Origin of the sequence: Sphingobacterium lumbrici (assembly GCF_006476045.1) — a bacterium.
Taxonomy (GTDB): Bacteria; Bacteroidota; Bacteroidia; order Sphingobacteriales; family Sphingobacteriaceae; genus Sphingobacterium; species Sphingobacterium lumbrici.
This window is the reverse complement of the sequence record NZ_SRZY01000023.1, coordinates 290,443-302,593: the sequence shown is the minus strand read 5'-3', so window position 1 is coordinate 302,593 and position 12,151 is coordinate 290,443. Positions and strand designations below refer to the sequence as shown.

12 protein-coding genes are annotated in these 12,151 nt (G+C 39.6%); 8 read left to right on the top strand and 4 right to left on the bottom strand.

Annotation, left to right across the window (positions count from 1 at the left end; translation table 11 throughout):
- Positions 1 to 4: 4 nt before the first annotated feature.
- On the bottom strand, positions 5 to 1,162 hold the full coding sequence (gene galK / locus E4F24_RS06720) for a galactokinase (RefSeq protein ID WP_140937917.1): 1,158 nt from the start codon (positions 1,160 to 1,162) through the stop codon (positions 5 to 7).
- On the bottom strand, positions 1,163 to 2,203 hold the full coding sequence (locus tag E4F24_RS06715) for a UDP-glucose--hexose-1-phosphate uridylyltransferase (RefSeq protein WP_140937916.1): 1,041 nt from the start codon (positions 2,201 to 2,203) through the stop codon (positions 1,163 to 1,165).
- Positions 2,204 to 2,575: 372 nt separating this feature from the next.
- Between E4F24_RS06715 and E4F24_RS06710 the strand changes: the two genes are divergently transcribed.
- From E4F24_RS06710 to E4F24_RS06695, 4 genes are all read left to right on the top strand, one after another.
- Positions 2,576 to 4,192, top strand: coding sequence for a beta-N-acetylhexosaminidase (locus tag E4F24_RS06710; protein ID WP_140937915.1), 1,617 nt, complete (start codon positions 2,576 to 2,578; stop codon positions 4,190 to 4,192).
- A 99-nt stretch (positions 4,193 to 4,291) separates the two neighbouring features.
- The gene (gene dnaG, locus E4F24_RS06705) at positions 4,292 to 6,280 is read left to right on the top strand and encodes a DNA primase (RefSeq protein WP_140937914.1); all 1,989 of its coding nucleotides are present in this window, start codon (positions 4,292 to 4,294) and stop codon (positions 6,278 to 6,280) included.
- A gap of 22 nt (positions 6,281 to 6,302) precedes the next feature.
- Positions 6,303 to 6,656, top strand: coding sequence for a YraN family protein (locus E4F24_RS06700; protein ID WP_140937913.1), 354 nt, complete (start codon positions 6,303 to 6,305; stop codon positions 6,654 to 6,656).
- A 24-nt stretch (positions 6,657 to 6,680) separates the two neighbouring features.
- Positions 6,681 to 7,721 carry a glutaminyl-peptide cyclotransferase gene (locus E4F24_RS06695; RefSeq protein WP_140937912.1) on the top strand — a complete coding sequence of 347 codons (1,041 nt, stop codon included), beginning with the start codon at positions 6,681 to 6,683 and terminating at the stop codon, positions 7,719 to 7,721.
- 68 nt (positions 7,722 to 7,789) lie between these two features.
- On the opposite strand, the gene def is transcribed toward E4F24_RS06695, so the two are convergent.
- Positions 7,790 to 8,533, bottom strand: a complete 744-nt coding sequence (def, locus tag E4F24_RS06690; protein ID WP_235891166.1) for a peptide deformylase — start codon at positions 8,531 to 8,533, stop codon at positions 7,790 to 7,792.
- A gap of 158 nt (positions 8,534 to 8,691) precedes the next feature.
- On the opposite strand from def, the gene ruvX reads away from it, so the two are divergent.
- Together ruvX and ybeY are read left to right on the top strand one after the other, a co-directional pair.
- Positions 8,692 to 9,105 (top strand): Holliday junction resolvase RuvX, encoded by a 414-nt coding sequence (ruvX, locus tag E4F24_RS06685; protein WP_140937910.1) that lies wholly within the window; start codon positions 8,692 to 8,694, stop codon positions 9,103 to 9,105.
- Between the two features lie 2 nt (positions 9,106 to 9,107).
- On the top strand, positions 9,108 to 9,542 hold the full coding sequence (gene ybeY, locus E4F24_RS06680) for an rRNA maturation RNase YbeY (protein WP_140937909.1): 435 nt from the start codon (positions 9,108 to 9,110) through the stop codon (positions 9,540 to 9,542).
- A 156-nt stretch (positions 9,543 to 9,698) separates the two neighbouring features.
- Here ybeY and E4F24_RS06675 read toward each other — a convergent pair whose 3' ends face one another.
- Positions 9,699 to 10,118, bottom strand: a complete 420-nt coding sequence (locus E4F24_RS06675; protein WP_140937908.1) for a nucleoside-diphosphate kinase — start codon at positions 10,116 to 10,118, stop codon at positions 9,699 to 9,701.
- A 74-nt stretch (positions 10,119 to 10,192) separates the two neighbouring features.
- Between E4F24_RS06675 and E4F24_RS06670 the strand changes: the two genes are divergently transcribed.
- Together E4F24_RS06670 and hemH are read left to right on the top strand one after the other, a co-directional pair.
- The gene (locus E4F24_RS06670; protein WP_140937907.1) at positions 10,193 to 11,041 is read left to right on the top strand and encodes a 4-hydroxy-3-methylbut-2-enyl diphosphate reductase; all 849 of its coding nucleotides are present in this window, start codon (positions 10,193 to 10,195) and stop codon (positions 11,039 to 11,041) included.
- Positions 11,042 to 11,112: 71 nt separating this feature from the next.
- Positions 11,113 to 12,141, top strand: a complete 1,029-nt coding sequence (gene hemH, locus E4F24_RS06665) for a ferrochelatase (RefSeq protein WP_140937906.1) — start codon at positions 11,113 to 11,115, stop codon at positions 12,139 to 12,141.
- Positions 12,142 to 12,151: the final 10 nt, after the last annotated feature.

Below are 12,151 nucleotides of genomic sequence, written 5' to 3'. Positions count from 1 at the left end.
TATTCTATTTTAGAAGTTGTGATCCTCCGGCCGCTTTCACGAATATAGGGTCTAATTCGAGACCAAATTTGCTTTTATAAGCCGGTGCTATCGTTTCAGCAAGTTGCTGACCAAAGCCTTTTTTTACAATATTGATCGTACATCCGCCAAAGCCCCCACCCATCATTCGTGCACCTACTACCTCGGGAATATCTTTTACAAAATCTACCAAAAAATCTAACTCTGCACAACTCACCTCATATTCCTGACTCAACGCTGTGTGTGCCAAAAACAATTGGTTACCAAGCTCTTCTATATCCCCTCTTTTTAGTGCATCGCAGGCCTTATCCAATCGAATATTCTCTTCCACGACATATTTACATTTTGTATATGTCTCTACATCGCGATCTTTCACGAGTTCATCCAACATTTCGACAGTAACGTGACGAAGACTATTTACATGCCCGTATTTTTCTTTTACCCACACAACACCTTGCTCACACAGCTCTCTTCTTTTGTTGTACGCTGACGAAGCTAGGGAATGCTTTACGTTGGTATTGAGCAATACAATTTCATACGCACCAAGTTCCAGTGGCACATATTCATACTCCAGTGTACGGCAATCCAGTCGTAATACATGACCTTCCTTGCTTAATACCGAAGCAAATTGATCCATGATGCCACATTTTACACCGGCATACGTGTGCTCTGCTAATTGACCTATTTTCGCAATATCTACTCTTTTTAGATCGAAGGAAAACAGTTCATTCAACGCAAATCCGGTAGCACATTCTACCGCAGCCGAGGACGACAGACCTGATCCCGGCGGCACATCTCCATCCAAATAAAGATTGAACCCATCTACTGGAAGATTTAATTGCTGTAGCTGATCTACTACACCCAAAATATAATTTGGCCACCCCTTGTCGGTTACAGCAAGGTCAGCAATATTTACCGAATAATTTTCGTTGAAATCTTCGGCATAGAGATGAATTTCTTGATCTTTACGCTTTCCAACAGCAATGTAAATTGCCTTATCAATGGCTGTTGGCAAAACGAAGCCTTCGTTGTAATCGGTGTGTTCGCCAATAATATTGATCCTGCCCGGTGATTTGGCTAACAAATCGGGCTCCGATCCGAATATCTCTTTATATCTGTTTTTAAGTACTGTAGCTTCTATCATTTATTTTTTCTTATAATGGGTAGTCGATTGCTTTCTTAACACCTCAGCGGCAAATTCCGGTGTAATATCACGCTGCGGATTCGCCAACATTTCGTAGCCAACCATGAATTTTTTTACTGAAGCAGATCGCAATAGCGGCGGATAAAAATGCAGATGCCAATGCCATTCCTGTTGATCTCCCGAGTTAACAGGAGCTTGGTGCATTCCTGCAGAATAAGGAAAAGAGGTCTGAAAGATGTTATCATATCGAATAGTCAATTCCTGAAGTGTTTTTCCTAAATCTTCCTTTTCCTCCTCCGTAAATTCAAGAATATTGGTCACATGGCGTTTGCTGACTAGTAGTGTCTCGTATGGCCAAGAAGCCCAAAAAGGAACCAAAGCTACGAAATGAGTATTATCAATGATGATTCGCTCTTGTTTTACCAGCTCGATTTCTAAATATGCACTTAATAAGGATTTCGCATGCGCTCTATAATATTTTGAAAATTGCAATGCTTCCTTTTCGATCTCAACGGGAAGGCTGCTTTGTGCCCATATCTGACCATGTGGATGAGGATTACTACAGCCCATTATCGCACCTTTATTTTCAAATATCTGAATATATTTTATCCATTCAGTATTTGACAATTCCTGAAATTCATGTTGCCACAGATCGACAACAGCTTTTATTGCAGGTAAATCCATTTCCGGCAATGTCAAATCATGTCTAGGGGTAAAGGAGATTACTTTGCAAATGCCTCGCTCAGTTTCTGCCTTTAGTAAATCTCCTTCATTATATGTTCCATTTGGAGACTCTGCCAACAATGCTGAAAAGTCATTAACAAACACGAAGCTTTCTTTATAATCAGGATTTTGCGTACCGTCTGCACGAGAATTTCCAGGACATAGATAACACTTCGGATCGTATTCGGGTCTGTTATCAGCGGGCAAATCCTCCACTTGTCCTTGCCAGGGTCTTTTACTTCGATGTGGTGAAACCAATATTTTTTCGCCTGTCAATAAGTTAACCCGAGTATGCGGCTGGTCTAAAAATGAAAGCATATAATTATTTAAATCAAAGGTTTAGATGCTAAAAGTAAGTTTTTCCAATTAATTATCAAAGTGTATTTTTTACACTAGCTTAAAAATACAGAAAATCAACTGCTTTTGTTATCCTCCTAACTTTACATTACGCGAGGTGATAAAAGAATATTGCCCTAAATAAATAATAGTTAGATTATATTCCCTGGACATCCCTGGATATCTTTCTCAAAATAGACTAAGTTTGTAACAAATATTATTACTACATCGCTTTTGGAATTTGCGTAAACGATTGTCTGAGTTCAATACAAACTATTATTCTTTATCTTTAGCATACGAAAAGTAATTATAAAATTAACCAAGTGGGTAAACTCGCAAAATAAATATATAGTAATGAAGTTAAGGAGCATTTTCAATTTTGTACTGATACTATTCATAGCAGGGCAATCGCTATTTGCGCAGCATATCGGCATTATCCCCCAACCCCAAGAGGTGACTGTTTTCAAAGATAGTCTAGTGGTGGGAAAAGTATTGAATCTTTCCGCGAATGAAGAAGTAGGAATCGCTACGATTCAATATTTACGGCATGCACTGGCAGATAAATATCAAATCTATAGTACCATAAATAAGGATAAAGAGGTGCAGATTAGCTTTGGACAGCTGAAATTAACTAAAGAAGTACATGAGGAGGAATACGAGCTCACTATTTCGAATAACAGAATCACGATTGTAGCGGGTCATCCACATGGATATTTTAATGGTGTGAATAGCCTACTTCAATTAATGGCCTTTTATGAAACCCCGACTGGAATAAAGATTCCAAACCTGAAAATAGTGGATTCTCCAGCGTATGGCTGGCGTGGCTTTATGTTAGATGAATCTCGCCATTTCTTTGGCAAAAAGAAGGTAAAGCAACTTCTGGATTGGATGGCATTTTATAAGCTGAATAAATTTCACTGGCATCTTACAGACGAACCTGCTTGGCGGATCGAAATCAAACAATATCCATTCTTGGCGTTGGTAGGTGGTATTGGTTCATATACAAATCCATTATCTCCAACGCAATATTACACGCAGGAAGAAATCAGAGAAATTGTCGCTTACGCCACCGAACGATTTATAGACGTGATTCCAGAGATAGATATGCCCGGTCATGCTACAGCGGCGAATAGAGCATATCCACAGTTTAGCGGTGGGGGAACGAAAGACCATCCCGACTTTACATTCCATCCGGCCAAAGAAGGTACATATCAATACCTAACCAATATATTGAAGGAAACAAATGTGCTTTTCCCTTCCAATATGTTGCACTTAGGTGGTGACGAGGTCTCTTTTGGAAGTGAGGCATGGAATGCGGATGCGAGTATCCAAAAGATGAAGTTGAGATATAACTACAGAACAAATAAAGAGGTGGAAACACACTTTATGCGGCGCATGGCTGACTCGGTATATCATATAGGGGCAAAATTAGTGGTATGGGACGAAATGGCTGACGCAGGTCTTCCCAAGGATAAAACAATCCAGTACTGGTGGAGACATGATAAAATAGCACAGCTAGAACTAGCGTTGGAGAATGGATATGCGACCGTGGTCTGTCCACGTATTCCCTTCTATTTTGATTTCGTGCAAGACGAAAAGGACCGACATGGAAGAAAATGGGGGCGTGTCTTCAATCCCCTTGAAAGTGTGTACAACTACGATCTGGATCCGTTGAAAGCCAAGGAACAATATCCGAATCAAATACTCGGCGTGCAGGCCAATTTATGGACGGAAGGTATCTCAACGATTGATAAGCTGGACTATATGATTTTTCCACGCATTGCGGCGCTGGCAGAGACTGCCTGGACAAAGAATGACCGCAAGAATTTTACGGAATTTCAACAGGTCTTAAAGAAACATCTACAGCTATATAAGACCGATCGAATCTATTACTATGATCCATTTAACAAAACCCTCAGTGAGCCACAAGTAGAAATTTTGACAAAAAAATACTTAGATAACCCTGAATAAAAAAACGGGAAATAGCATGTTTGTATATGAATACAAGGTATTTTATATAAGTTTGTTGTGCAGAGCCGAAAAAAAAGGTGATATAAAGGAGAATAAAGCTTGATCGCAAAAGAGACAATAGAAAAAGTATTAGACACGGCTCGTATTGAGGAGGTTGTTGGTGATTTTGTGGATTTAAAAAAGAGGGGTACTTCATTGATCGGTAATTGTCCGTTTCATAATGAGAAAACACCTTCTTTTCACGTTTCGGTAGCCAAAGGTATTTACAAATGCTTTGGCTGTGGTGTGGGGGGAGATTCCTTAAAATTTGTGATGGAACTGGAAAAGTATTCCTATCCGGAAGCAATACGTTATTTGGCCAACAAGTATCATATCGAGATCGCGGAAACAGAGCGATCTCCGGCTCAACTCGCTGCTCAGGATAAACGTGAAAGTTTGTACGTGCTGAGTCAATGGGCAGGTAAGTTTTTCAAAGAACAACTTTGGCATACGGATATCGGAAATTCGATCGGATTATCTTATTTCAAAGAGCGTGGATACCGTGAGGATATCATTAAGAAATTTGATTTAGGATATTCTCCGGATGTATGGACAGCTTTAGTGGATGAAGCTAGGAAAGATGGTTTTCAAGACGGATATCTTACTGAAATTGGCCTTGCTATTGAACGTGATGATAAAAGTCTGTATGATCGTTTTAGGGGGCGAGTAATATTTCCCATCCATAACCTTACCGGACGAATTATTGGGTTTGGTGGACGGACACTAAAAACGGAGAAATCTGTACCCAAATATGTCAATTCACCTGAAAGTGAGATCTATCATAAGTCTGATGTATTATATGGGCTTTCTTTTGCAAAGAAAGCCATCATGGATCATGATACCTGTTATTTGGTAGAAGGTTATGCCGATGTAATTTCAATGCACCAGGCGGGTGTAGAAAATGTAGTTTCTTCCTCGGGAACTTCTTTGACTACAGGTCAAATCAAATTGATTTCACGGTTTACTAAAAATGTTGTTATTCTATACGATGGTGATGCCGCAGGCATAAAAGCTTCTCTGCGGGGTACAGATATGCTTCTGGAAGAAGGTTTAAATGTGAAAGTACTCCTTTTTCCCGATGGAAACGATCCGGATTCATATATACAGACATTTGGTTCTACAGCTTTTAAGGAATATATTTCAGCCCATCAGCAAGACTTTATTTTTTATAAAACAAATATTCTTTTAAAAGATGCTAACAATGATCCTATAAAGCGTGCAGGGGTTATTCGCGAAGTGGTAGAAAGTATCGCGTTGATTCCGGATGAAATCAAAGTCTCGGTTTTTATTCGTCAGTGCAGTAGTCTGTTGGATATCGAGGAACGGGTGTTATTAAGCGAATTAAACAAAATCCGTATTCATAAAGCTAAGGCACAGGATAAAAAGCGGGAATCTACTACCCAGACTTCTGCTGGCAGCCCCTATCCGGGAGATATGCCACCGCCTGATTTCTTTTTAACTGAAGCAGAACGATCGGATGCGGGACTGGCGGAAGCCGACATGCATACGAAGATCACGCCGGAGATATTGCAAGAGCGGGAGGTGGTACGCATATTGTTAAACTATGGTAGAGAGCTGGCGAGCTGGGAAGGCGATGGCGAGGTTCCTATAGCGCCGTATCTGCTGGGAAGTATCGACGACATATCTTTTGATGATAAGGCCAGTGCAATCATTGTGGAAGAATTTAAGAAGCAGGCGGATAATTTTGAAATTCCCGAGGCTAAATATTTTTTTTCGCATACAGATAAAGAAGTGGCCGACTTGGCAGTTGAATGCATCGCAAGCCAATATGAAATTAGTCCCAACTGGAATAGTGAGAAGAATAAAATATATGTCCCCGAAGAGATCGAAAATCTGAAACAGCTGGTAACCCAGGTGATATACCGGATTAAAAAACGTAAATTCGAAAAAGAGATGTACAAAATACGTGAAGAATTAAAAAAAGAGCAGTCCGAAGATGATTTACAGATCCTGTTACATAAGTATTCCAAGTTAAAAGAAGCAGAGAAAATGTTAGGGCAATTGCTGGGAAATACAATTGTGAAGTAAGATGTAGATCGTTAAATTTGTTATGGCTAAGCATTTAGAAGCGGGAGTCTGGGGCGAACAGCAAGCTGTCCGGTATCTTCTAGAATATGGATATGAGATTGTATGTGTAAACTGGCGCTACAGGCATTTGGAAGTAGATGTGATTGCCAAAGATAACGGTGTTTTGGTATTTGTTGAGGTAAAGAGCCGTACGGATTCTCGTTTTGGTGACCCGAAAGAATTCGTCGATCATAAAAAGAAACGCAATCTTATCCGTTTAGCAGATGCCTATATTAGCTATACGAAATATGAAGGAGAGATTCGATTTGATATCGTATCCGTTTTTTTGACGCAAAATAAGATTGAATTAATTAAGGATGCTTTTTGGAGCAATTAGATGATAAAATTAGGATTTAATTGGATGAACAATAAATCAATTTGGACTGCTGCCCTTGCGCTTGCATTGGCGGTAGGAGGGTGTAAAACCCAAAAAGGAAAACTAGAATTTGTAATGCCTGAATCAGGCCAAAAAGTACTATTGGGTGAACAGGTTAAATTGAAGCTTAATTTTTTGGAAACTGCTGTAGATTCGGTCATTTATTCGGTGGACGGCAATGTCCTGGAGCGAAAGAAGGATACTTCAGCTGTTGTTTTGGATACACAGCGGGTTGGATTAGGAGATCGTTCGATTACGGCAAAAGTATATGTCGCCGGCAAAGAAGATATCGCTTACAGTAATCTGATCGTCCTACCCCCGTCAGCCAAAAATTATGGTTTTGAAGTCGTAAATACCTTTCCTCATGATGATAAGGCCTTTACCCAGGGACTGCAATACGAGGGAGGAATATTGTACGAAACTACAGGTCAATATGACGGCAAATCGACCCTGCGTAAGGTCGAACTTCAGACCGGAAAAGTGACAAAGATTGTCCCGATAGGCGACACATATTTCGGAGAGGGGATGACTATAATCGGCGATAAAATCGTGGTGTTGACATGGCGTGAAAATGTCGGGTTCTTTTATACCAAAAATTCGTTTGAGAAAACAGGGTCTTTTAGTTATGGGAATAGTAAGGAGGGATGGGGCCTGACTTATGATGGTCAACGATTGATCAAATCGGATGGTTCGAATCTTCTTTATTTTCTGGATCCTACGACTGGCAAAGAAACAGGTTCTATCGGTGTGTACGATGAAAATGGGGCGGTTGATAGCCTAAATGAGCTGGAATATATTGATGGGAAGGTGTATGCAAATGTATACCAACAGGAAATCATTGTTATTATTAATCCGGAAACAGGGGCCGTGGAAGGGCGTATCAATTTGGTGGGAATGAATACAGAAAACAGGCAGCCTGTGGATAATGAGTTAAACGGAATAGCATACGATGCTACAGGAAAGCGACTTTTTGTAACGGGTAAGCTTTGGCCGAAGTTGTATGAGATTAAGACTGTGGAAAGGTAAAACGCCAGGAGACTAGAAAGATAGGAAGCTAGAAGTTGAAAAAGTAACCCCTAATACCTTTAACCTAATTAAGGTAAAATACTGCCGGATTCTATAGAGAAATTAATCTTATCCTGTAGTTGAATGCGTTCTTTTTTCGCTTGTTCTTCTAATCTATCAGGGTATAGGATGCCGTATAAATGGTCTACTTCATGTTGGAAAATCACAGCCGTAAACCCTTCAATATTTTCTTCAACGATATTTCCTTTTTTATCGATATGCTGTAGTCGTATGGCGTAACTACGTTGGACAATTTCTTTTCGGTCTGGAATAGACAAACAGCCTTCTGCTCCTTCTCGTGTCAATTTGGAGTGCCAAATAATCTTGGGATTGATATAGAGCTCAAACGGCTTATCTTCCTTGTCAAAGCGCTGTACCCATATCACATTTTTATTAATTCCGACTTGAGGTGCTGCAATTCCAACACCCGGATGGGCGGAATCCTGCACCGTCAATAACATCCTCCGGGCTAGCGTTTCCAAAAGTGGATCGTCGTATTTAATATCTGTAGACAACGTTTGTAATACGCTGAGTTCGTTTTTATCCGTAATTTGATACACATGAAGTTTCGTTGCTCTATTACCTGATAAGATAAGGGAGGATTCTGTTTCGTTGAAATTTTCTGCATTAGCTTTATTCACGGGGCTTTCGTTTGTAGGGCCAATATATTTTTTTCTCCCACTAAGATAGTGATTGTCTTTCGATATATTGTGCTCCTGACCGAATCCCAAAACTGGAATGATACAACAGATAAAAGTGTAAACTATTTTCATTGTTTGAGAATATATACCAAACTTATAGATTTTTATCTTCATTTCGTAATTGTACTTTTGTAAAAAAAACTGTCATGGTTTATGATCACATCAACAGCCATGCGGGTTTCATGAAGGTTCGTGACAGCCTTTGCGAATAAACACTTTCAGAAAAAGATATGCGTATAATGGCTTTTGATTACGGAACAAAACGTATTGGCATCGCGGTTACAGATCCACTACAGATTATTGCTACAGCGTTGACCACCATACATCCTACCGAGATTTGGTCATTCATTACCGACTATCTTCAACGAGAAGAAATAGAGACCTTTGTAGTCGGCAAGCCTTTGCAGATGGATGGTTCTGATTCGGAATCTGCGCAACATGTATTAGGTTTTGTGCGAAAATTAAAGAAAACATATCCCGAGATTTCTGTAGCCGAAATAGACGAACGATTTACCTCAAAGATGGCATCTGCCGTTATTGCGCAGAGTGGGAAGAAAAAAAGTAAAAGACAAGAAAAAGGATTGGTAGATACCGTTTCAGCAGTTATAATCCTCCAATCATATATGCAAAAAAAAGAATATTAGATATGGCACTTAAAGACATTTCATTTTTCTCAGAAGATATTGATTTTACGATCAAAGAAAAACAAAAGGTACGTGAATGGATCGGATTAACAACTAAAAATGAAGGATTCGAACGCATTTCAGATTTGAATTTCATTTTCTGTTCTGATGATTATCTACTAGAAATCAATAAACAGTACCTTAATCATGACACCTATACGGATATCGTAACATTCGATTCATCAGAAGATGAAGATGTTATTGCCGGGGATATATTTATTTCTGTCGAGCGTATACGCGAGAATGCTAGGAAATTTGAAGTAACAGAGCGGGATGAATTGCATCGCGTCATCATCCACGGTGTACTGCATCTCTGCGGTTATTACGACAAGAAAAAAGACGATAAGGAACTTATGACGAAAAAAGAGAACGAATATCTGGGAAAAAGAGCATTTTAATACGCGGCAACCTGTCGAAAAGAAACAAGCAACAAATTATGTGTTGATTTCTTTACAACATCATTTTTTGTTAACCTTTAACTTTTGCGCTTCATCTGGGAACAAATAGCAAAGGACTACTTTTGTAGTCCTTTGCCATTTATACGGGATTTTAAATTAAAATCTTTCAAATTGGGAAAAGAAAAAATTACCTTCAATTTGAGCATTCTCGTCCGAATCTGAACCGTGGACAGCATTAGCGTCGATTGATTTCGCATATTTGTTACGAATAGTGCCTTCAGCAGCATCAACGGGATTCGTGGATCCGATTAACGTACGAAAATCTTCCACCGCGTTGTCTTTCTCCAAAATAGCAGCCACAATAGGGCCAGAAGTCATGAAGTTAACAAGCTCACCATAGAAAGGTCTTTCTTTGTGTACTGCGTAGAAATTTCCTGCTGTCTCATCGCTTAGCTGGATATATTTCATTGCTATGATTTTGAAACCTCCAGCGATAATATCGTTTAAGATTGCCCCGATGTGTCCATTTGCTACTGCATCTGGTTTTATCATCGTAAATGTTCTATTTGTTGCCATAACCATTAAATTTTTGCAAAGGTATGAAAAGTAAAAAGTAAAAAGAAAAAATCTAATTGCTAACTTTGCATAATATGTCTAAGAACCTACAGGTAACAATTGATAAAGACTCCGGATTTTGTTTCGGTGTTGTCTATGCAATCGATATGGCTGAAGAAATTCTTGAAGAGGATGGATATTTGTATTGTTTGGGTGATATCGTACACAACGATGAGGAGGTAGCACGGCTGAAAGTGAAAGGTCTTCGAATTATCGGACATGAAGCTCTGCCGAATTTGCAAAATGAAAAGGTATTGATTAGGGCGCATGGTGAAGCTCCTGAAACGTATCAGATTGCCTTGGAGAATAATATTACACTAATAGATGCATCCTGTCCGGTAGTCTTAAAACTGCAGAATCGGATCAAAACATCTCATGATGACAATGAAAAAATCTTGATTTTTGGGAAACATGGTCATGCGGAAGTTATCGGCTTACAAGGACAAACCAATAATCAGGCATTGGTGTTTCAGGATATTTCCGAACTAGACGAGGTCGAATTACCCCCTTCTTTTACACTATATAGTCAAACCACCAAAAGTGTAGACAAGTTTTATGCAATCAAAGACGAATTAATCAATAGAGGATACGAAGTAAAGGCTAATGATACAATCTGTCGTCAGGTTTCCAACCGCTATGAAGATTTAGGTGATTTTGCTCGGCAATATGATAAAGTGCTTTTTGTTTCGGGCAAGAAATCATCGAATGGCAAAGTCCTGTATGATGTGTGCAAAGCTGCCAATCCCGATTCTTACTTTATTTCAGCATTGGATGAGATAGATCCTTCTATTTTTCAAGAGCAGGAAACGGTAGGTATTTGTGGCGCGACATCTACTCCCATGTGGCTTATGAAGGAAGTAAAACAGGTGCTCGAAGGTTTATAGTAGGTCATGTAATCTTCATATTCTGAGAGAGTTCATCTCATGGTACGAATTTTGATTATTTTTGTACTGAAATGACTAAGAGAGCTACTAAAGGCGTACTATTGGTACAATTGGGTACACCCGACTCCCCTAAAACTACAGATGTACGTAAATATTTGACAGAGTTTTTAATGGATCGCAGGGTGATTGATATCCCTAGTTTAGGACGTAATCTACTTGTTAAAGGTGTTATTGTTCCGAAGCGGGCCGCTCAATCAGCTGCTACCTACGCGACGATATGGGATGAAATAAATGGTTCACCGCTGATGTATTACAGTCTCTTGCAGCAAAAGATGCTTCAGGAAGAATTGGGTGAAGAATATCATGTGGAATTGGCCATGCGTTATCAAAATCCTTCCATAGAATCGGCCCTGCAGAAAATGCAAAGTATGTTCTTAGAGTCCATTCGAATTATTCCTTTATTTCCGCAGTATGCTTCCGCTACTTCTGGCTCTGTTATTGAAAAGGTTATGGAGATTATGCAAACATGGCCTTATTTTCCGCAAGTTTCCTTTGTCAACAGTTATTGCGAAGATCCGGATATGATTGATACGTTTGTTGATCATGCATTGCGCCATGATATTGCGGCACATGACCATGTTTTATTCAGTTACCATGGTCTCCCTGTACGGCAACTTGGTAAAGTGGATCCTACGGGCAATCTAGTGTGCCCAGAGACGGGATGTGACTCCTGTAAGATGGAAACAAATGCGTTCTGCTATCTATCGCAGTGTTATGGGACAACCCGGGCGATTGCTAAAAAATTGGATTTAACCGAAGATCAGTATACCGTCTGTTTTCAGTCCCGACTTGGAAAAACGCCATGGATCCAACCATACACCTCAGATACATTACACGATTTGGCGAGTAAAGGGGTTAAAAAACTATTGGTATTCAGTCCTGCTTTTGTATCTGACTGTATAGAAACGATTGATGAAATTCAAGTGGAATATGCCAATGAATTTAAGGCATTGGGAGGCGAAAAGGTAACTATGGTCGAAAGTTTAAATGACGATCCAAAATGGATTCAGGCGCTAAAACGATTAGCACTTAATACTTAAAACAAGAAAG

Bases quoted from the DNA above. Each gene is read 5' to 3' on its own strand.
- ybeY (WP_140937909.1), top strand. From the start codon at position 9,108: ATGGCACTTAAAGACATTTCATTTTTCTCAGAAGATATTGATTTTACG.
- E4F24_RS06715 (WP_140937916.1), bottom strand. From the start codon at position 2,203: ATGCTTTCATTTTTAGACCAGCCGCATACTCGGGTTAACTTATTGACA.
- def (WP_235891166.1), bottom strand. From the start codon at position 8,533: ATGAAAATAGTTTACACTTTTATCTGTTGTATCATTCCAGTTTTGGGA.
- E4F24_RS06700 (WP_140937913.1), top strand. From the start codon at position 6,303: ATGGCTAAGCATTTAGAAGCGGGAGTCTGGGGCGAACAGCAAGCTGTC.
- E4F24_RS06675 (WP_140937908.1), bottom strand. From the start codon at position 10,118: ATGGCAACAAATAGAACATTTACGATGATAAAACCAGATGCAGTAGCA.
- galK (WP_140937917.1), bottom strand. From the start codon at position 1,162: ATGATAGAAGCTACAGTACTTAAAAACAGATATAAAGAGATATTCGGA.
- ruvX (WP_140937910.1), top strand. From the start codon at position 8,692: ATGCGTATAATGGCTTTTGATTACGGAACAAAACGTATTGGCATCGCG.
- E4F24_RS06670 (WP_140937907.1), top strand. From the start codon at position 10,193: ATGTCTAAGAACCTACAGGTAACAATTGATAAAGACTCCGGATTTTGT.
- hemH (WP_140937906.1), top strand. From the start codon at position 11,113: ATGACTAAGAGAGCTACTAAAGGCGTACTATTGGTACAATTGGGTACA.
- E4F24_RS06695 (WP_140937912.1), top strand. From the start codon at position 6,681: ATGAACAATAAATCAATTTGGACTGCTGCCCTTGCGCTTGCATTGGCG.
- E4F24_RS06710 (WP_140937915.1), top strand. From the start codon at position 2,576: ATGAAGTTAAGGAGCATTTTCAATTTTGTACTGATACTATTCATAGCA.